A 20,506-nucleotide genomic window follows, 5' to 3' on the forward strand; every position below is an offset into this window, starting at 1 on the left:
ATCGTCGCGTCGGCGGAACATGAAACCGCGCCTCTTCGGAGCGGCAAGTCCATGGAATTCAAGCTGTTTCCGGGAGCGGAAATCGTACCGGGCGTTCGGCGACGGTCCCTTCGGCATTGACGCGTGGCGAAATCTGTCCACCCCGCCTCGCGGCCGTTCTCTCGCGGGGGTGGTGCGCTACGGCCAGTCGGCGAAGCTGGCGGGCGGGGCGAGTTCGCCCTGCCGCCGCGCCTCGGCGCGCTGGCGGCGGTAGGCGCCCGGCGAGATGCCCATCATCCGGCGGAAGAAATTCGAGAAATGCGCGGGATCGTTGAAGCCGAGCGAGTGGCCCAGTTGCTGGATGGTCATCGCCGACCGGTCCAGCCGCAACGCCGCTTCGTGCGCCAGCCGCTCGGAAACGAGCGCCTTGGGAGACTTGCCGATGCCGCTCGTGCAGACCGCGTGCAGCCGGTCGGCCGAGATGCCCAGTGCGGAAGCATACTGGACGATGCTCCAGTGGCTGCGGAAGTTCATCTCGACGAGTTGCCGGAACCGCTGCAGGAGCCCGGCCTTCTCGCCGGTGCCGACCAGCGAGGTTTCATGCGCGCCGGAGAGGCGCATCATGGTGACGAGCATGATGCGGAGCAGGGCAGCGAGCAGCAGCGGCGATCCCTCCTGCGGCTGCCGCAGTTCGTTGAGAACGCCGTTGAAGCAGCGCGCGATCACCGACGCCTGCTCGCCCTGTCCGGCGAGCGACAGCACGAAGTTGCGGTCGACGAGATAGCGCAGGTCGACCGATTCGGCCTGGTCGCCGATCGCGTCTACCAGGACGGCGTTCGCCACGTGGCCGCGATAGCCGGTGCTTCCGGCTTCGACGCGCAGGCGCCCCGGCTGCTGGTCGCCCAGCCACAGCAGCGCCGGGGCCTCGATCGAAAGGCGATCCTCGCCGGCCTCCGCCTCGCCGCTGCCGTCGGTGAGCAGCACGACCTGACGTTCCGCCAGGTCGCTAAGGCGGTTGAGCGACCAGAATCGCCGCTGCAGGCTGCTTTCGATGCGTTCGGCCTTCACCTGTCTTCCGCGTCCAAGCCAGATCCGGGATGTAAAATCGTTCGATGACCACCGTTTGCCAGTTTCGTGCAATCAATAGCCAGAAATTTGCCTTCTACAAGAGGCCGCTTGGCTGTTCTGTGAATGGCATGCAGTGGCGCAGGGCTCGGTAAGAGGCCCGCACCGCCAGATTGCACCGGCAAATCAGGCCGGACGCGGGAGGAATCGGAATTTGGCAGGCGCATCGACGGCGATCGCCCGAAGCAGGATGACGGATGGCGGCGCGATCCTCGAAAGGATCAGCCCGGTCACCGGCGACGTCGTGACCCGAGTTCCGGCATCAAGCCCCGACGAGGCCCGTCACGTGGCGAACCGCGCCGCCGCCGCTTTTGCGCAATGGTCGAGGGTCTCCCCGTCGGAGCGGCGCGCGCTGCTCGACCGCGCCGCCGACCTGCTCCTGGCCCGCTCGCACGACTTCGTCGAGGCGATCTCGGCGGAAACGGGCGGGACTCGCGCATGGGGCGAACTGAACTGCCGGCTGGCTGCTTCGATCCTGCGCGAGGCGGGCGCGCTGACGACGCAGGTGACGGGCGAGGTGATCCCGTCGGACCGGCCCGGCGCGCTTTCGATGGCGATGCGCAGGCCGTGCGGCGTGGTGCTGACGCTGGCGCCCTGGAACGCGCCGCTCATCCTCGGGGTGCGCGGACTGGCCATGCCGCTCGCCTGCGGCAACACCGTGGTGTTCAAGGCTTCCGAACTCTGCCCGCGCACGCACCAGATGATCGGCGAGATCTTCGCCGAAGCGGGATTCCCCGACGGGTGCGTCGGCATAGTCCACAATGCCGAACACCACGCGACCGAGATCGTGGAAGCGCTCGTGGCGCATCCGGCGGTGCGACGCGTGAACTTCACCGGTTCGACGCGGGCCGGCCGCGTCATCGCGGAACTCTGTGCCCGGCACCTGAAGAGGCCGCTGCTGGAACTGGGCGGAAAGGCGCCGCTCGTCGTGCTGGACGACGCCGACGTCGAGCAGGCGATAAAGGCGGCCGCCTACGGCGCCTTCTTCCACCAGGGCCAGATCTGCATGTCGACGGAACGTATCCTCGTCCATGACGAGATGGCCGACGATTTCACCGCCAGGCTCGCCGGACACGCCTCCCGGCTGAGGACGGGCGACCCGCGCTATCCCGGCAACGCGATCGGGCCGATGATCAGCGAACAGGCGGCGCAGCGCGTGAAGGCCCTGATCGACGACGCGGTGGACAAGGGCGCGCGGCTGGTCGCCGGCGGAAAGCTGCGCGGCGCCTATCTGGACGCGACGATCCTCGACGGCCTGACGCCCTCGATGCGCATCTACTACGAGGAATCCTTCGGGCCGGTCGCGTCGGTCATCCGCTACTCCGACATCGACGAGGCGGTCTCGATCGCCAACGACACGGAGTACGGCCTCGCCGCCGCCGTCTTCGGCCGCGACGTGACGCGCGCGCTGGACGTGGCGCACCGGCTGGAGACTGGCATCTGCCACATCAATGCCGCGACCATCCAGGACGAGCCGCAGGTGCCGTTCGGCGGCGTGAAGGCCTCCGGCTACGGCCGTTTCGGCGGGCGCGCGGGCATCGACGAGTTCACGGAACTGCGCTGGATCTCGCTCCAGGGCGGGCGCGAGGAGTATCCGATATGAGCGCGCGGGGAGCGACGGGACCGCATGTCGTGGGGACCGGTGTGGCGGGTCGGAACGCGCGCGACGGGTTCCTGCCCGCTGCTGCCGCTAGCGGCGACGGGCGATGTTTCATGTATACATCGCCGTGTGCTGACGTGGGACCGGAGGTGTTCGAGCGCCGCGCCGCGCGTTGTCGGAGGGCAAGGGGAAGAGGCACCCCGGCGATGACCATGCGGGCGGTTTCGCGGCACAGGCGCGCAAGTTTGGCAAGAGGATGTGTATACATGACGTCCGATTGCGCGGTGACAGGCCGGCGGAAAAATTCTATTGTCTCCAGGAGCCGCGCCATCGGGCGGGAGAGAGCGGAACCGCTGTTCCGTCGCCCGATGAAGAAGCCGGGATTGCGTGTCCCGGCGCGGCGTGCCGAGGGAGGATTTGAATGAACGTGATGCACAGACCCGTCGCGGGCCCGAAGGCGCCCGAGCGCTTCTTCATCGGCGGACGCTGGATCGACCCGATTTCGAGACAGACGCTGAAGGTGGTCTCCCCGACCACCGAGGAACTGCTCATGACCTATCCGGAAGCCGGCCCGGCCGACATCGACCGCGCGGTTTCGGCGGCGCGCGACGCCTTCGACAACGGACCCTGGCCGCGCATGTCGCCGTCCGAACGCGCGGGCTACCTGCGCCGTGTGGCCGGGCTCCTGACGGAGCGGCTCGAGGACATCGCGCAGGCCTGGACGATCCAGGTCGGCGCGCCGATCTCGCTGACCCGGAAGCTGGTCGGGCAGAACCCGACGCTCTTCAACTACTATGCCGACCTGATCGAGACTTACCCCTTCGTCGACGACCGACGCCGCGACGACGGCGGCAAGCTCAAGGTGGTGAAGGAGCCGGTGGGCGTCTGCGCCGCGATCACGCCGTGGAACGCCCCGCTGGTGCTTCTGAGCTACAAGGTCTCGGCCGCCCTTGCCGCCGGCTGCACCATGGTGGCGAAGCCGTCGCCGGAAACGCCGCTCGAGGCCTACATTCTGGCCGAATGCATCGAGAAGGCGGGGCTGCCCGCCGGCGTCTTCAACATCGTGCCGGCGGGGCGCGAGGGCGGCGACTACCTCGTGCGCCACAAGGGCATCGACAAGGTCGCTTTCACCGGTTCGACGGGCGCAGGCAAGCACATCGCCGCCGTCTGCGCCGAACGGCTTGCGCGCGTCAGCCTCGAACTCGGCGGCAAGTCGGCCGCGGTGCTGATGGAGGATGCGGATTTCCAGGCGGCACTGCCGAGCCTGATGGTCTACACCATGCCGATCACCGGGCAGGTCTGCTTCTCGTTGACGAGGGTTCTGGTCCCGGAACGGCGCGAGAAGGAGTTCCTCGACCTCTACCTGGGCGCGGTTTCGAACATCAAGGTCGGCGATCCGATGGATCCGTCGACCCAGATGGGGCCGCTGACCATGGCCCGGCAGCGCCAGCGCGTGGAGGGCTACATCGCCGCCGGACGCGCCGAAGGCGCCCACATCGCCTGCGGCGGCGGCCGACCGAAGGGGCTCGACCGCGGCTACTATGTCGAGCCGACTGTCTTCACCGGCGTCACGCCGCACATGAAGATCGTCCAGGAGGAGATTTTCGGGCCGGTCGTGTCGGTCATGACCTACCGCGACGAGGACGAGGCGGTGGCCAAGGCCAACAACTCGCAATACGGCCTGAGCGGCGCCGTCTACACCGCCGATCCGCAGCGCGGCTACGAGATGGCGCGCAAGATGCGCACAGGCAGCATCACGATCAACGGCATGATCGTCGATCCCAAGCATCCCTTCGGCGGCTTCAAGCAGTCCGGCATGGGACGCGAGGGCGGACCGGAAGGCCTCGACAACTACGTCGAGACCAAGACCATCCACTTTGCCGGATGAAGAGCTTCTAGGTCATCCGGTCGAGACGGGAACGAGCAGAGACAGTCACTTCATTCACAGGGAGGAAAACCATGTTGAGACGTTCATTTATCACCCTTGCGGCCTCGGCGGCGGCGCTGGCCATCGCCGGCGGCGCGGCTTTCGCGCAGGAAACCATCAAGCTCGGCGCAAGCGCGCCGAAATCCGGCCCGCTGGCCGGCGGCGCGGCGATGACCCACTGGCCAAACATCCAGCTGTGGATGAAGGAAGTGAACGATGCCGGCGGCCTCAAGGTCGGCGACAAGCAGATGAAGATCGAGCTCGTCGAATATGACGACAAGACGAGCGGCGAAGAGGCGATCAAGAACATCCAGCGGCTCGCCACCGTCGACGAGGTCGACTTCCTCGTCGCGCCCTATTCCACGGGCCTGAACATCGCCGCGGCACCGGCATTCGCGCGCTACGGCTATCCGCAGCTCGCGACGACCGCCGCCACCGATGGCGTCAAGGAATTCGCCGAACGCTGGCCGAACTCCTTCTGGATGCTCGGCACGTCGACGCAGCTTGCCAACGGCATCGTCGACACGATCTCCAAGATGAAGGAGAAGGGCGACATCGGTAACAAGGTCGCCCTCGTCAACGTCGCCGACGCCTTCGGCCTGGAACTGATCGGAGCCGCCAAGCCGGCGCTGGAGAAGGCCGGGTTCGAGATCGTCTACGAGACGTCCTATCCGCTCGGCACGCAGGATCTCGCACCGGTGATCAGCCAGGCCAAGGCCGCCGCGCCCGACGCCTTCATCGCCTTCTCCTATCCGGGCGACACCTTCGCGCTCACCGAACAGGCGCAGGTGCAGGGCTTCGACGTCCCGGTCTTCTATACCGGTGTCGGCACCGCCTTCCCGCCCTTCGCCAAGCGCTTCGGCGACGCCGCGAACGGCATCATGGGCATCGGCGGCATCAACAGCTCGGACGAGAACGTCAAGGGCTACCTCGACATGCACAAGGCCGACCTCGGCTCCGACCCGGACTTCTGGGCGAGCGCGACCACTTATGCCGGCCTTCAGATCCTGGGGCAGGCGATCGAGAAGGCGGGCACGCTCGACAAGGCCGCAGTCGTCGAGGCGATCAAGACCGGTACGTTCGACACGGTGATCGGTCCCGTCTCAATGCCCAACAACGTCAACGAGAAGGTCTGGACCGTCGGTCAGTGGAACAACGGCGTCTTCGAAGCGGTCGCTGCTGACGGGATGCCCGTCGCCGCCGAACCGGTGAAGAAGTCCGGCTGGTAGCAGGGGGAAGAAAGTTACCCCCACCCCTACCGGCGCGGCTTCTTCGAACGGCGAGCAAGCATGCGTCGGAGTTCAGTAGTTCCCCTCCCCCTTGTGGGGAGGGGCAGGGGTGGGGGTACTCTCGTAGTCACCCTCGACCGACCCGCTATCGACCGCCGACGTGCCTGATCCGGCGGAACCAATAGGAAAGTTCCAGAACATCCTCATGAACATCCTCGTCACCGGCATACTTCTGAGCGGCACCTACGCATTGATCGCGCTGGGGCTGACGATGCAGTATGGCGTCGCCCGGATCATGAATCTCGGCAACGGCGAGACGCTGGTCGCCGCCTGTTTCGTCGCCTTCTGGCTCTATACTGGCCTGGCAATCAATCCGCTGGTCGGGCTGCTCATCATCGCTCCGGCCGCGTTTGCCATCAACTGGGGGATCTACGCGGTCGCGCTGCAGCCGCTGGTCAAACGCGCGAAGAACCGGGGGCAGCTGGAGGTGGATTCGATCCTTGCCACCTTCGGGCTCCTGTTCCTGCTTCAGGGGCTGATGATCGTCGGCTTCGGCGGCGAATACCATTCCTACACGTTCCTCGCGGAACGCTTCGAGATCTTCGGCAACTCGTATGGACTGAATCGTGTCGTCGCCTTCGTCGCGGCGGTCCTGATCTTCGTCGCGCTGTGGCTCTTCCTCTACCGCACGCGGCAGGGGACCGCGCTGCGCGCCGTCGCCGTCGATCCGGACGCGGCCAACCTCGTCGCCATCGACGTGGCGCGGACCGCCGCCTTCGCCTTCGCGCTCGGCGGCGCGCTGACGGCCTGCGGCGGCGCGCTGCTTTCGACCTTCTACACCTTCAACGCCTCGATGGGCGTGGTCTTCACCATGAAGGCGCTGATCATCGTCATCATGGGCGGGGTCGGCGACGTTCGCGGCGCGGTGCTCGCCGCCCTGATCCTCGGCGTCTCCGAGACGCTGGTGGCGAGCCTGATCGACCCCGGCCTGACGCTGGCCGCGACCTACACGCTCTTCATCCTGGTGCTTCTCTTCCGCCCGCAGGGCATCTTCGGGAGGGCGCCGACGTGAACGGCATCACCCGCGAGGAAGTCCGCGGACTGGCGGTCGGCGTGGTGCTGGTGGCGCTCGCAGCCGCGCTGCCGCTGTTCGACAAGGGTTTCTACCTGTCGATCTCCGTCAACATCATGCTCTACGCCGCGCTCTGCACGGCCTGGGCGCTGTTTTCGGGACCGACGCACTACGTCTCGCTGGCGACCGCCGCCTTCTATGGCCTCGGCACCTACTCGGTCGGCCTCGGCATCGACATCCTGCCCTTCCCGGTGCTGCTCGCCATCGCGGCGGCGTCCGGCGCGGTTCTGGCGGGGCTGGTCGGCGCCGCGACACTGCGCATTTCCGGCGTCTACTTTGTTATCTTCACCTTCGGCCTGGCGGAACTCGTGCGGCAGGTCGTGACGTGGACGCAGACCAAGCTCGCGACCGCCATGGGGCTCTACGTCTTCACCGACTTCACCGAGAGCCACATCTACTGGATGCTGCTGACGCTGGCGGCAAGCGTCTTCCTGACCGGCTGGGCGATCAACCGCTCGCGGCTGGGCTTTGCCATGCAGATCATCGGTAACGACGAGACCGTGGCGCGCCATGTCGGCATCGACACTGCGCGTTCGAAGATCCTGCTCTTCATGATCTCGGGCGCATTCATCGCTGTCGCGGGTGCGATCATGGCGCCGCGCTATTCCTACATCGAGCCGCCGGCGGCCTTCAATCCGATGATCTCGTTCCTCGTCGTCATCATGGCGCTGCTCGGCGGCACCAAGCGGCTGTGGGGCCCGCTGGTCGGCGTCATCCCCTTCACCATCGTCATGGACATCATCTCCTCGCAGTTCCCCAACCACACCTCGATCGTGATGGGGCTGGCGTTCCTGACGATCGTCTACTTCATCCCCAACGGGGTGACCGGCCTGATCGAGCAGGCGCGCGACCGCTGGCGCCGGCCGGCAGCCGCGGTGGGCGAGGAGAAGACGGCGTGACCGCCGCTCTGACCGTCCATACGGCGCGGAAAGCGTTCGGCGGCCTGATTGCCGTCAACGACGTGTCCTTCGAGGTTCGCCGCGGTGAACTGCTGGGGCTGATCGGGCCGAACGGCTCGGGCAAGACCACCATGCTCAACCTGATATCCGGCGCGCTGAAACCCACCTCGGGCGAGATCATGCTGGAGGGCAGGCGCATCTCCGACCTGCCGGCGCATGCGATCGCCAGGCAGGGCGTGGCGCGGACCTTCCAGCTCGTGCGGGTTCTGCCCTCGCTCGACGCGGAGCAGAACGTGATGGCAGGCGCGGTGTTCGGGCACGTCCGCGCCTGGGGAGCAGATGCGAGGAAGACCGCGCGGGCGCTGCTCGACCGCGTCGGGCTCGGCGCGCGCGCCCACATGCCGGTGTCGGCCATGACCTATATCGACCAGAAGCGGGTGGAACTGGCGCGCGCGCTCGCTGCGAACCCACGCATCCTGCTGCTCGACGAATGGCTGGCGGGGCTGAACCCGAGCGAACTGAAGATCGGCATCGCGCTCGTCGACGAACTGCGCCGCGAGGGGCGCACCATCATCATGGTCGAGCACGTGATGGACGCCATCCGCTCGCTCTGCGACCGCTGCGTGGTGATGAGTTCGGGCCGCACGATCGCGCAGGGAGGCGTGGAGGAGACGCTGTCGGACCCGGAGGTGGTGCGCGCCTATCTCGGAGACGAGGATGCTTGAGGTCCGCAACCTCGCCGTCAGCTATGGCCGCCATCGCGCGCTGGAGAGCGTGAGCGTGCGCGTCGACAAGGGCGAAATCTGCGTCATCCTGGGCGCCAACGGGGCGGGCAAGTCGACGCTGCTCAAGGCCATCGCCGGCATGGTGAAGCCGGACGCAGGCGCCGAGATCTCGATGAACGGCAGGGCGATCGCCGGCATGAAGCCGCACAGGATCGTGGAGGAGGGCATCGCGCTGGTGCCGGAAGGGCGGGGCATCTTCGGCGAGCTTTCCGTGGCCGAGAACCTGCAACTCGGCGCGTTCGCCACGCGCGCCCGGAAATCGGAACGCGAGACGCTCGACCTGATCTACCGGCTCTTCCCGAAACTCGCCGAACGCAAGCGCCAGATGGCGCGCACCATGTCGGGCGGCGAGCAGCAGATGGTGGCGATCGGCCGCGCGCTGATGTCGAAGCCAGACATCCTGATGCTCGACGAGCCGTCGCTCGGCCTGTCGCCGATCCTGACCAAGGAGCTGTTCCGGTCGCTGAAGGAGGTCGCGGCGAGCGGCGTCGGCATCCTGCTCGTGGAGCAGAACGCCAAGCAGAGCCTCGCCATCGCCGACCGGGGCTATCTGGTGGAGAACGGGCTGGTGACCGGGGAAGGCAAGGCGTCGGACCTCGCCAGCGATCCCGCCGTCGTCAACGCCTATCTCGGCGGCACGGGGAAGGAGGGGAAGCGAACCGCGCCCGCGCGCGGGATATCGATCCGGCTTCCGTCCTCCATTCCGCTGCCGATCGATCTTTCCGCCATGCGCGACGCGCTGTCCGGCCTGGCGAGCCGGGCGAGCCGCATCCAGTCCGCATTCGTGCGTTCCCTGCGGCGCGCCGGCGCCATTCCGAGCGCCTTCGTCGGACGCTACGACCCGAAGGCGGGAACCGATCCCTGGGAGGAGGCCGCATCCATGCCCAATGAGTTGATCGTGTCGCGAAAAGCCGGGCCGCGGTCCGTCCGCGTCGACGTGAACTCGGCGGACCTCGCCGACCGCGCAAGCGCGCGGCTGGCGCGGCACGTCAGGTCCACGCGGCTCTCCTCGCCCGTGCCGTCAGCCTTCGTGAACGCGGCGAAACCGGCCGCTGTGGCCGAGGCGGATAATCATATCCGTCAACCGGCAAACGACGACCGGCCGACGACGGGGAAGGCGCCTTCCCGCCTGGACCGGCCGCGCGCCGAGGGATCGCAGGACCCAGCCGCAATGGCACGCCGCGCTTCCGAGCGCCTGGCGGAGTATGTCGCGGCCCGGCGCAAATCCGCTCCGGTGCCGTCCGCCTTCGCCGGAATGCCCGGAGACAAAGACGAGCGCCAGCCCACTGCCGAGGCATCGCGGGGTCGGGTCACGGAGGCGGCGCGCGCGGAGCCGGGTTCCGGGCCGGGCAGGGAGCGCGGCGGCAGCGCCAACCCGCTCGAACTGGCGCAACGCGCGACCGCGCGGCTCGCCGAGCAGGTGCGCGCACGGCGCGCGTCGGCGCCGACGCCGTCCGCCTTCGCGGGCTTACATCTGCGGCCGCCTGCGCGGGACGACGGGGAGCCGCAGCGCATGCCGAACGGCAGCCGCAGCCTGATCGGCCACAACAGCGCGGGGCTCGACCTCGGCGAAGATGCGCCGGCCGCTCCCGCCGGTCCGGCGCCTGCGCCCGCCATCTCCGATCTGGTAGCCCGTGCGGCGGCCATTCACACCGCGCATGTCGCGGCGAGGCGGCGCAAGCTGACGGCATTCGTCATCCCGGCCCAGCCGGACACTGAAACCGATAATTCCGCTCCGGGACGTCCGGCGGAGAGAACGCAAGGAGACTGACAATGGCTCGCGTATTCGAAGGCATGTATATCGGCGGCGGCTGGTCCGCGACGCAGAAGACCTTCAAGGACCTGAACCCGGCCGACGGTTCGGTCTGGGCCGAGGTGCCCGATTCGGGCCGCGCGGAAGCGGCCGCCGCGATCGAGGCGGCGCATGCTGCCTTCCCGGCATGGTCGCAACTGCCGTTTTCCAAGCGCGCCCATATCCTGATGAAGGCCGCCGAGATCTGGGAGCGGCGCAAGATGGAGATCGTGGAGGCGATCCAGGCCGAGGGCGGCGGCTGGTTCGGCAAGGGCATGTTCGAGACCGGCTACGTGACCGAGATATTCCACGCCGCGGCTGGCTCGGTGTGGCAGCCGACCGGCGAGGTCCTGCCGTCGGAATACGGCAAGGTCTCGATGGCGGTGCGCCGTCCGATGGGCGTGGTCACGGTCATCAGCCCGTGGAACTTCCCCTGCATCCTGACGGCGCGCGGCTTCCTCTTCCCGCTGGTCGCCGGCAACACGATCGTGCTGAAACCTTCGGAGGAGACGCCTTATCTCGGCGGGCTGCTGTTTGCCGAAATCTTCGAGGAGGCGGGGCTGCCCAAGGGCGTGCTCAACGTCGTCACTTGCTCGCGCGACAACGTGGCCGAGGTCGGCGACGAACTGATCGAACATCCCTACGTGAAGGGCATCTCGTTTACCGGCTCGACCGCGGTCGGCCGCCAGATCGCCGCCAAGGCCGGCGCGCATCTGAAGAAGTGCTGCGTGGAACTGGGCGGCAAGGATTCTCTCATCGTGTGCGACGACGCCGACATGGAACGCGCCACGCAGGCGGCCAATTTCGGCTCCTTCATGCACCAGGGCCAGATCTGCATGTCGGTGGAGAAGGTGCTGGTGCACGAGAAGATCTTCGACGAGTTCCTCAAGAAGTTCGTCGAGCGGGCCGGCAAGCTCAAGGTCGGCGACCCGACCAAGAGCAAGGAGAACATCATCGGCCCGCTCATCAACGACAAGCAGGTCGGCAAGGTGAGGGAACAGCTTCAGGATGCGATCGCCAAGGGCGCGAAGGTGGTGCTGGGCGGCAAGATCGACGGCCGCTTCGTCGAGCCGACGATCCTGACCGGCGTGACACCCGACATGAAGCTCTACCAGGACGAGACGTTCGGCCCCGTGGTGCCGGTGATCCCGTTCCGCACGGACGAGGAGGCGGTGCAGATCGCCAACGACACCGAGTACGGTCTGTCGGCCGGCGTGATGACCCGCGACGAGGCGCGCGGGCTGGCGATCGTCAACCAGTTGGACACCGGAAACTGCCACGTCAACTGCTCGTCCGTGAACGACGAGCCGCACGTGCCCTTCGGCGGCTTCAAGGCCTCGGGCTCGGGCAAGCATGGCGGGCGCTGGTCGCTGGAAACCTTCACCGAGACGCGCTGGATCACGCTCGACCGCGGCGGCCGGCCGTACCCGCCGATGTTCTGACGCGTCGGCGATGCCGCCCGGTCCGTCCGGGCGGCGAAGCCTGGAACGCTTCGGGGATTGCCGATCAGCGGTTCGCGGAGCGGTGCGTCTGCCTTTCGAAGCCTACCCCGGCTTGCCGGCGGGATGCGCCTCGGCCGCGTTCGAGCGGTCGCTCGGCTTCCGCGCCGAGTTCCTCCAGGCTGCCGAAGCCCGTCATCTCCAGAGCCTCGTTGCCGGTAATGACGCGCTCACGCCACGCTTTGAGAATTTCGTCCCTTCTCATGGCCGTCCTCCGTGGTTCGCCATGCAGGTAGGGTTTTTCTCAGGCCCGTGAAGCCCTCGGACGCGACAAATTTGCCGGGCAACGAAAAACCCCCGCGCCATGGGTTTCTGGCGCGAACGCGGAGACGGATTTCCCGGCCGAGACGAGGGGACTTCCGATGAGCATCGGCGCGGCCCCTCATCCGGCCCTTCGGGCCACCTAGGGCGAGCCGCTTGTCTCGCCCGTCCTTCGGACCCCCGTGAACGGGGAGAAGGGGCGGCTTCATCGAGGCCTTCGCCAATCGCGAAGTTCATAGGTCGGGCGCAAGCATCGCGGCCGGCGTCCCTTCTCCCCGTTTGCGGGGAGAAGGTGCCCGAAGGGCGGATGAGGGGCGGCGCGAGGGTCGGATGAAGCCGTTCGCAGGATCAGGCCGGCTGCTTCGTGCGCCAGCTGTCGGCGTAGTTCTCGCGGGCTTCGCGTGCATAGGGAGTGGGCGACACGCGCACGCGGATTTCAGCCTGCTTGTGGCGTTCGGTGGAACTCTTGCCGCTGCCGCCGTCGGGCTCGCCCCAGACCAGCGTCAGCACGTCGCCCTCCTTGACGTCCGGATCGACGATGCCGAGCGACAGCATGCAGCGCTCGTTGAAGGAGTAGCCGTTGAACATCGAGAGCCCGGCGAGTCGGTCGCCGATCATCACCCGGTCGAAGCCCGAGGAGGCGTAGTTCGGCTGCGGCAGGTCGAGCCACTTGTAGTTCTCCTCGCCCGGCCTGAAGGCTGAGTGGATGACCTTCATGACGTCCTCGTCGTTCCACTCGAAGGTGACCTTCTTGCGCGACGGCTTGTCTTTCATGGACCCGAGCGCATCCTTGCCGATGAAGCCGTCCTTCTTCCAGCCGATGTAGAAGCCGTAACCGAGTTCGAACGGGGTGGTGTAGTAGTCCTCGATGTCGTCGGAGACGAAGCTGCCGCCGATCGAGCCGTTCGCCTCGTAGGAATCGGCACCCAGCCACTCGCGGTATTCCTCCATCATGCCGCCGCCGGTGTAGATGGCGGGCAGGGGAGAGGGGATCCAGCCGGATTCCAGCGTGTTGGTCGAATAGGCGCGGGAGCCGACGCGGCGCAGATCGACGCCGGCATCCTGCGCGGCCTGCAGGATCACCGACTGCACGTAGGCCTTGTCCTCGTAAGGTCCCCAGACCTCCAGCCCCGGCGCGCCGGCCATGCCGTGGCGCAGCGCGCGCACCTTCTTCGAGCCGGCGTTGATCCAGTCGACGTGGAAGAACTTGATCTCCTGGACGGGACCGCCGTTCATGGCGTCGAGCACCTTGTTGGCGTCCGGTCCCTGGATCTGGAAGCGGTAGTGCGTGCGGTAGATCGCCTTGCCGTCGGGGCGCGAATCGGAGCGCGGATCGCGCTGCAGGCGCACGTTCCACTTGCCCACCGCCTGCTGGAACTGCACCCAGTTCGCCGTCGGGGCGCGGCCGACCAGCACGAATTTGTCGTCGCGCTCGCGGAAGATGATCATGTCGCCGATCACGTGCCCCGTTGGCGTCACCGGCACGAAGTGCTTGGCGCGGTTGAGGTCGAAATTGGAGAAGCTGTTGACGCCGACATGGGAGAGAAACTCCGCCGCCTGCGGCCCCTCCACGATCAGTTCGTCCATGTGGTGGGTCTGGTCGAACAGCACGGCTGTTTCGCGCCAGGCGCGCTGCTCGTCGCGCCAGTTGGTGAACTCGTTCGCCACCACCGGGTATACATACATGCCGATCTTCGAATTGCGCAACATCTGCACGACGTTGCCTTTTTCGCGCATCAGCGCCTGCAAGCTGTGGTTTGCCACTGGTGATCCTCCCTGATCGACTGCCGTCATGTATACATAGTCATGCCCGGACGGCGATGAAATTGCAAGCGGGCGAACGGCTTCGGATGCCTTGTTCCATGCTCCCGCGGACGGCTCGAAGGCCCGGAGCGTCAGCCGACGACGAGCGCGAGGCCGGGCACGTGGCTGATCAGGCTGCGGTCCTTCACCAGCACGTATTCGAGGTTGTGCCGGGCCGTGCGGGCGTGTTCGCGCGCCAGCGCCTCGGCACGCGCGCCTTCCCGCGCGGTGATCGCCGAAACGATGGCACGATGCTGTTCCTGGGCGGAGTTCAGCGAGCGGCGGAAGGCGTGAATGTCAGCCTTGTCGGGAAGGAACGCCGAGGGCGAGGCGAAGGGCAGGCGCGAGGCGCGTTCGACCTCGCGGCGGATCATGTCGCTGCCCGAAAGCGCCGCGAGCTGCTGGTGGAACTCTGCGTTGCGTTCCGAATAGGCGTCGAAATCGACGTCGTCGGGCTTGTCCCCGAAACACTCATCGAGCCTGGCGACGACGTCCCTGATCCGCACCAGCGCCGCAGGCTCGACACCGCGTTCGGCGGCGAGCCTGGCGGCGGTTCCTTCAAGGACACCGCGCAGCTCGATGGCATCCACGACGTCGGCGTAACCGAAGGACCGGACGACGAAGCCGCCGCCCCGCACGCGGTCGAGCAGACCCTCCTCGGCGAGCCGCGACATGGCCTCGCGCACCGGAGTGCGCGAGATCTTCAGTTCCTCGGCCATGGGAACCTCGAACAGGCGCGTACCACCCGGCAGTTCGCCGCTGAGAATCTTCTTACGCAGCTCGATGAGGGCGCGCGTGGCGTGGGTCCTGGCCGAAGTCTGGTCCATTGGGGCCGTCATCCTCCAAAAAATCCGCACTCCCGTATACACTCTGGCGCAGAGCAGAGCCAATGTGCCGCCCATGCGTTCCTGGTGCATGCGTTCGCACTCAGCTGCGTTCGAGGTTCATCCCGATATAGCGGTTCAGCGTCTCTTCGTCCCTGAGCAGATCGGCGGATCTGGCGCGGTGTGCGACAAGGCCGCGCTCGATGACGATCGCGTCCTCGGTCAGTTCGAGCGCGACCGTGGCGTGCTGTTCGACCAGCACCAGCGCGATGCCCTCGTCCCTGGCCATCCGGGTGATGGCGGCGGTGAGTTCCTCCACGATGATGGGGGCCAGGCCTTCAAGCGGTTCATCCAGCAGCAGTACGGCCGGGTTGGTCATCAGCGTGCGGGCGATGGTCAGCATCTGCTGCTCGCCGCCCGAGAGCTGGTTGCCCATGTTGGTCCGCCGTTCGCGCAGCCGCGGGAAGAGCGAATAGACGGCGGCGAGGTCCCATCGCCCCTTGCGGGCGGCGACGGTGAGGTTTTCCTCGACCGTCAGAGACGGAAAGATGTCCCGCTCCTGCGGCACCCAGCCGATGCCCTTGCGGGCGCGCTGGTGCGGATGCATGGCAGAAATATCCTCGTCCGTGAAGAAGACGGAGCCTGCGCGCAGCGGCACGAACCCCATGATCGTGAGAAGCAGCGTCGTCTTGCCGACGCCGTTGCGCCCGAGCACCGCCAGGCTCCCCGCCTTCGGGACCGACGCGGAGACGCCGTCGAGCACGATACCCTCGCCGTAGCCGGAGCGGACGTCGCGCAGTTCCAGGATTGCATCAGGCATGGTGGCCGTGCCCCAGATAGACTTCGCGAACGCGGCTGTCGGTGCGGATCACGTCGGGCTCCGCCTCCAGCAGGACCTCTCCCGCCACCAGGACCACAATGCGGGTTGCGAAGTTGAAGACGATGTCCATGTCGTGCTCGATGAACAGCACCGAGATGTCGTCCGGCAGGGCGGCGATCACCTGGAACAGTTCGCCGCTCTCGGCCTTCGGGACGCCTGCGGCGGGCTCGTCGAGCAGGAGCACCTTCGGCCGCGTTGCGAGCGCCAGCCCGATCTCGAGCAGCCGCTGCTGGCCGTAGGCCAGCGTGCGCGTTGTGCGCGTCGCGACATCCCCGAGGCGCAGCTGCGTTAGGATCTCGTAGGCCTCCTCGACCGCGGCGGCGTGAGAGGCGAGACTGCGCCAGAACTGGCCGGACGTGCCCTCCCGCTCGGTGATGGCGAGCATCGTGGCTTCCAGCGGGGTGAGGTCGGGAAACAGCGTGTTGATCTGGAACGTGCGTGTCAGGCCGCGGCGCACGCGCGCGGCGGTCGCCAGACCGGTTACGTCCTTGCCGCCGAGCAGGATGCGTCCCGTATCCGGTCTCAACTGGCCGGTGATGAGATTGATGAGAGTGGTCTTGCCCGCACCGTTCGGGCCGATCAATGCGTGCCGCGCACCGCGCGGGAGCTCGATCGATACATCTTTCGACACGACGAGCGAACCGAAGCGCTTGCCGATGCCTTCGGTCTGGAGCGCAATCGGGCCGGGCTCGCTCATCCGTTCCTCCGGACGAGGCGGGACAGGCCGCCGAGGATGCCCTTGGGCAGGAACAGCACCACGATCATCAGGAGCAGGCCGATCCAGAAATACCAGTATTGGGGATTGAGCCCCGCCGCCTGGTCCCGCACCAGAAGGAAGATGATGGAGCCCAGGATGGCGCCGTAGAGCCGGCCAGTGCCACCGAGGATCAGCATGACCACGACGTCCGCGGAACGCTGGAAGCTCAGCACCTCAAGCGCCACCGTGTTGGTGGACTGGGTAAGCAGGGCGCCTGCGACACCGGCCATGGCTGCGGAGATGGTGTACACCTTCTGCAGGTGCCAGCGATGCTCGGAGCCGATCGCCGGCATGCGGCGCACATTCTCCCGTATGCCGCGCAATGCCAGCCCGAACGACGAATTGACGATGCGCCGACTGATCAGGAAGCCGAGGAGCAGCACGACCAGGGAATAGGAATATGCGGTGTATCCCCAGAGATCGAAGCGGAAATGATTGAAGATCGGCCAGGTGTTTACGCCGCTGAGGCCATCGGTTCCACCCGTCAGCCATGTCATCGCGTTGGCGAGTTCGTAGGTCAGGAAGCCGAGGCCGAGTGTCACCATCAGCAGCGCCATGTGCTGGACGCGCACGATGAGGTAGCTCGCCACGAAGCCGACCAGCCCCGCGAAGGCGCCGGCGATCAACAGTCCCGAGATCGGTTCGCCCCAGCCCAGACGGGCGCTCAGCAGCCCCGCGACGTAGGCGCCCAGCCCGAAGAACATGGCGTGCCCCAGCGTGACGATGCCGGCGTATCCAAGGATCAGATCCACCGAGATCGCGAAGAGGGCGGTGATCGCAACCTGGCTTGCGAGCGTCAGGTAGGTCGGGAAAAAGAAGAACGGCAGAAGCATCGCGAGCCAGAACACGATCTCGAAGACCGACAGGCGGCTCCGCCGCCTGAGCCATGCGACCGGGTCGCTCGATGCAGGGGCCACAACGCTCATCGGGCTCTCACCGCTTGCCGAACAGGCCCATCGGCCGCACCAGCAGGATCGCCACCAGCAGCAGATAGATCAGGAAGGATCCGATTTCCGGCACGAAGTACTTTCCCGCGACGTCGCCGATGCCGAGCAGCGCCGCTCCGACGAAGGAGCCGGTGACCGATCCGAGCCCGCCGACGGCCACGACGATGAGGACATAGACGAGGAAGTGGAACCCGAAGGATGGGTCGAGCCCGACGATCTCGATGGCCAGTGCGCCGCCGAGCCCGGCAAGGCCGCTTCCCAGCGCGAAGGTGATCGCGAAGATGCGCTCGACATTGAGCCCGAGCCCCTGCGCCACCCGCTGGTTGTCGACCGCGGCCCTGATCTGCGCACCGAAGCGGGTGCGTTCGAGCGTGAAATACAGAAGCCCCGTGATCGCCAGCGCGACCACGATCAGGAACATGCGATAGATGCCGAAGCGCAGGCCGAAGAGTTCCACGGACCCGCGCAGCCAGTCGGGCAGGACGATCGGCTGTTGCCCGGTGCCGAAGACGAAGGTGGCGCCTGCCGCCGCGACGAACACCAGACCGATGGTGAAGAGCACCTGGTTGAGTTCGCCGGCCCCGTAGAGCCGCCGAAAGAGCGTCCGCTCGAAAAGGATGCTGACCGCCGCCGCAGCCAGGAACGCCAGAGGCAACGTCAGCAGGAAGGGAAGGCCGAACTGGCGCATCAGCCACACCGCCGTGTAGCCGCCCAGCATGGCGAAAGCGCCGTGCGCCAGGTTGATGAAGTTCATCAGCCCGAGCGTGACGGACAGGCCTACTGACAGAACGAACAGCAGCATCCCGAAGGCAAGGCCGTCGAAGAGCACGATTGCGACGCTGCTGATCACTGGGTAGGCCGCCGTCTGTGTTCAGGCCGCAGAACCGCCCCTCGCCACGACCGTCTCGGAGGAGGCGGGCTGAAGAGGGGCGTTCGCATCAGGCAAGGCGCTTTACTTGGCAGCGCCGTGCAGCGGGTCCTTGACGTTCGGAATCTGGTCGATGATCACGTTCTGGTATTTGCCGTCGACCTCCTGGACTTCGCGGATCCAGACCGTCTGCACGATTTCCCGGGTCTCCGGGTCGATCGAGATCGGGCCGCGCGGGCTGTCCCAGGCCATACCCTTGGCGGCTTCGACGAGCTTCGCCCCGTCGGTATCGCCACCGGTCTTCTTCAGGGCCTCGTCGATGAGGTGCATCCCGTCGTAACCGCCCACCGAGAAGATGTCGGGGCTGCGACCGTTGTTGGCGTCGCGGTATGCCTTCACGAATTCGTTGTTGAGCTGATCGTCGCGCTCCATCGTGTAGTGGAAGGTCGTGATGATGCCCTTGGCGGTATCGCCCATGCTTTCCAGCGCCTCGGGCAGAGTGAGTTCGCCCTGACCGAAGACCTTGACGTCCGGCGGCGTCAGACCGCGATCGGCGAGCGCCTTTCCGATGGCCGGCGGTTGCGCGCCGCCGGGAATGAAGATGTAGACGGATTGGGGATTGGCGTCCTTGATGCGCTGCACGAAGGCGGAGAAGTCCGGATTGGCGACAGGGCTGGCATCGGCGCCGACGATGGAGCCGCCGGCTTCGGTGAAGCCCTTGGCGAAGGCCTTCTCTGCGTCGTGGCCCGGGCCGTAGTCGGCTACGAGCGTGTAGGCGCTGTTCACGCCGCCTTTTTCCACGGCCCACTTGCCGAAGGCGTAGTTGAGCTGAGGAATGGTCAGCGACGTACGCACGATGAGCGGCGATTTCTCGGTGATAACCGACGTCGCCGCGTTCATGACGACCATCATCTTGTTGCCTTGCGTCGCGATGTCGGCGGCACCAAGCGCTTCCGGCGTGAGCGTGAAGCCGGCGATGATGTCGACACCGTCGCGCACGACCAGTTCCTGCGCCAGGCGCTGGGCGACGTCGGCGGCCGGGCCGCCGGTGTCCTTCTTGATCAGTTCGACCTTCTTGCCGCCGACCATCCCGTCGTGCTCGGCCAGCCACAGATCGATGCCGGCCTGCATCTGGTTCGCGGTGTCAGCGAACGGGCCGGAATAGGCCATGATCAGGCCGATCTTGACGGTCTCCTGCGCGAGGGCCTGATATGATACCGACAGTCCGGCTGCCAGTGCGATTGCGTAGGTGGTCTTTGCGAACATCTGCGTGCTCCTCCCAGATTGCGCGTCAGCAAGCCGTCAATGTATACATGGCGTTGCGGAAAGCAATGGCCTTCGGACCATTTGATCGGCGACCGGTGTTGGAGCGAGGGCACTGCGGCGGGTGCACGCGAAAGCGCCTTAAGTGGCGATCCGCCTCATTATTCGACAATCGCTTCCTGTCCGCCTCACATGGCGCCTTTAAAGCCCCGGTGCCGCGCCGGTAGCGGCGGCGGCGATCTTATGTCCGTCCGTTCATGTTGCGGTGCATACACTCATTGGATGCACGTCGGAGTCGTTCGCGGATGTGAACTCCGGTATCCGCTCAAAGTGAGCTTGTCCAAGCCCGAGCGCGATAGGCCGGGCATGGCGCCCGTCACCAACCCGGATGTGAATTCCCATGGACACGCCAAGGGGTGCGCCCGCGTCCGGCGCACCCCCCGAATCGCTGATAGCTAAGAAGGGAGTCAGTCGACCCGCTCTTCCAGTGCTTCCACCTGCTCCTTGGTCAAGGAGGTGACGAACTCGTCCCCCTGCAGGGTCAACTGATCGAGCGGGAAAACCACCTCGGTGTCGCCGATGCCGAGGAACCCGCCGACCTCCGCCGAGACGGCCACGATTTCGCCGCTCGCGTTCATCAGGACGTCGTCGACTTCCCCGATCTCGTCGCCATTGGCGCCGACGATGTCCATGTCGTCGAGATCGTCCACGGTGAGGTTGAACGTCGTGACCATCATCGCGCCGTCCTCGACCTCCGTATAGGCGGATACGGCGCTGGTGGTCGTGGCGTCCTGTGCCGATGAGAGGCCGGTTCCGGCGGCGAGAATGGCCACTGCGGCGAGAATTGTACGCATCTTTTTTTCTCCTGTAGTTGGTTCGAAACCGAACGGCGGGATGGCGCGCGAGTTCCATGCGATATCGCCAGTTTTCCTGAAG

Annotated in this window: 18 protein-coding genes; 8 read left to right on the forward strand and 10 right to left on the reverse strand. The window is 66.4% G+C overall.

Annotated elements, in window-relative coordinates; genetic code table 11:
* Positions 1-177: 177 nt before the first annotated feature.
* The gene (locus ABGN05_RS26035; RefSeq protein WP_367956930.1) at positions 178-1,047 is read right to left on the reverse strand and encodes a helix-turn-helix transcriptional regulator; all 870 of its coding nucleotides are present in this window, start codon (positions 1,045-1,047) and stop codon (positions 178-180) included.
* 247 nt (positions 1,048-1,294) lie between these two features.
* Here ABGN05_RS26035 and ABGN05_RS26040 point away from each other — a divergent pair, with 247 nt between their 5' ends.
* The 8 genes from ABGN05_RS26040 to ABGN05_RS26075 all read left to right on the forward strand — a co-directional run bounded on the left by ABGN05_RS26040 (position 1,295) and on the right by ABGN05_RS26075 (position 11,910).
* The gene (locus ABGN05_RS26040; RefSeq protein WP_367956977.1) at positions 1,295-2,707 is read left to right on the forward strand and encodes an aldehyde dehydrogenase; all 1,413 of its coding nucleotides are present in this window, start codon (positions 1,295-1,297) and stop codon (positions 2,705-2,707) included.
* A 418-nt stretch (positions 2,708-3,125) separates the two neighbouring features.
* A complete protein-coding gene (locus ABGN05_RS26045; protein ID WP_367956931.1) occupies positions 3,126-4,592 on the forward strand; it encodes an aldehyde dehydrogenase in 1,467 nt (488 codons plus the stop codon).
* A gap of 71 nt (positions 4,593-4,663) precedes the next feature.
* On the forward strand, positions 4,664-5,860 hold the full coding sequence (locus tag ABGN05_RS26050; RefSeq protein ID WP_367956932.1) for an amino acid ABC transporter substrate-binding protein: 1,197 nt from the start codon (positions 4,664-4,666) through the stop codon (positions 5,858-5,860).
* A 205-nt stretch (positions 5,861-6,065) separates the two neighbouring features.
* Entirely contained in the window at positions 6,066-6,932 is an 867-nt protein-coding gene (locus ABGN05_RS26055) for a branched-chain amino acid ABC transporter permease (RefSeq protein ID WP_367956933.1), read from the forward strand.
* Entirely contained in the window at positions 6,929-7,891 is a 963-nt protein-coding gene (locus ABGN05_RS26060) for a branched-chain amino acid ABC transporter permease (protein WP_367956934.1), read from the forward strand. Before ABGN05_RS26055 ends, ABGN05_RS26060 begins: the two co-directional genes overlap by 4 nt.
* Positions 7,888-8,616 (forward strand): ABC transporter ATP-binding protein, encoded by a 729-nt coding sequence (locus ABGN05_RS26065; protein WP_367956935.1) that lies wholly within the window; start codon positions 7,888-7,890, stop codon positions 8,614-8,616. Before ABGN05_RS26060 ends, ABGN05_RS26065 begins: the two co-directional genes overlap by 4 nt.
* Positions 8,609-10,447 (forward strand): ATP-binding cassette domain-containing protein, encoded by a 1,839-nt coding sequence (locus ABGN05_RS26070; protein WP_367956936.1) that lies wholly within the window; start codon positions 8,609-8,611, stop codon positions 10,445-10,447. Before ABGN05_RS26065 ends, ABGN05_RS26070 begins: the two co-directional genes overlap by 8 nt.
* 2 nt (positions 10,448-10,449) lie before the next feature.
* The gene (locus tag ABGN05_RS26075; RefSeq protein ID WP_367956937.1) at positions 10,450-11,910 is read left to right on the forward strand and encodes an aldehyde dehydrogenase family protein; all 1,461 of its coding nucleotides are present in this window, start codon (positions 10,450-10,452) and stop codon (positions 11,908-11,910) included.
* 64 nt (positions 11,911-11,974) lie between these two features.
* Here the strand turns inward: ABGN05_RS26075 and ABGN05_RS26080 are convergent, their stop codons facing one another.
* The 9 genes from ABGN05_RS26080 to ABGN05_RS26120 all read right to left on the reverse strand — a co-directional run bounded on the left by ABGN05_RS26080 (position 11,975) and on the right by ABGN05_RS26120 (position 20,424).
* Positions 11,975-12,172, reverse strand: coding sequence for a hypothetical protein (locus tag ABGN05_RS26080; protein WP_367956938.1), 198 nt, complete (start codon positions 12,170-12,172; stop codon positions 11,975-11,977).
* Between the two features lie 404 nt (positions 12,173-12,576).
* Entirely contained in the window at positions 12,577-13,992 is a 1,416-nt protein-coding gene (ligM, locus tag ABGN05_RS26085; protein ID WP_367956939.1) for a vanillate/3-O-methylgallate O-demethylase, read from the reverse strand.
* A gap of 131 nt (positions 13,993-14,123) precedes the next feature.
* Positions 14,124-14,858, reverse strand: coding sequence for a GntR family transcriptional regulator (locus ABGN05_RS26090; RefSeq protein ID WP_367956940.1), 735 nt, complete (start codon positions 14,856-14,858; stop codon positions 14,124-14,126).
* 100 nt (positions 14,859-14,958) lie between these two features.
* Positions 14,959-15,675 carry an ABC transporter ATP-binding protein gene (locus ABGN05_RS26095; protein ID WP_367956941.1) on the reverse strand — a complete coding sequence of 239 codons (717 nt, stop codon included), beginning with the start codon at positions 15,673-15,675 and terminating at the stop codon, positions 14,959-14,961.
* Complete coding sequence (locus ABGN05_RS26100) at positions 15,668-16,432, reverse strand: ABC transporter ATP-binding protein (protein ID WP_367956942.1); 765 nt, start codon at positions 16,430-16,432, stop codon at positions 15,668-15,670. The genes ABGN05_RS26095 and ABGN05_RS26100 overlap by 8 nt, the downstream gene beginning before the upstream one ends.
* A complete protein-coding gene (locus ABGN05_RS26105) occupies positions 16,429-17,418 on the reverse strand; it encodes a branched-chain amino acid ABC transporter permease (protein ID WP_367956943.1) in 990 nt (329 codons plus the stop codon). Before ABGN05_RS26105 ends, ABGN05_RS26100 begins: the two co-directional genes overlap by 4 nt.
* A 7-nt stretch (positions 17,419-17,425) precedes the next feature.
* On the reverse strand, positions 17,426-18,289 hold the full coding sequence (locus ABGN05_RS26110) for a branched-chain amino acid ABC transporter permease (protein ID WP_072602760.1): 864 nt from the start codon (positions 18,287-18,289) through the stop codon (positions 17,426-17,428).
* 102 nt (positions 18,290-18,391) lie between these two features.
* On the reverse strand, positions 18,392-19,573 hold the full coding sequence (locus ABGN05_RS26115) for an ABC transporter substrate-binding protein (protein ID WP_367956944.1): 1,182 nt from the start codon (positions 19,571-19,573) through the stop codon (positions 18,392-18,394).
* Positions 19,574-20,037: 464 nt separating this feature from the next.
* Complete coding sequence (locus ABGN05_RS26120) at positions 20,038-20,424, reverse strand: PRC-barrel domain-containing protein (protein WP_367956945.1); 387 nt, start codon at positions 20,422-20,424, stop codon at positions 20,038-20,040.
* Between the last annotated feature and the right edge of the window lie 82 nt (positions 20,425-20,506).

Source organism: Aquibium pacificum, assembly GCF_040839445.1.
In the GTDB taxonomy this organism is placed as follows: Bacteria; Pseudomonadota; Alphaproteobacteria; order Rhizobiales; family Rhizobiaceae; genus Aquibium; species Aquibium pacificus.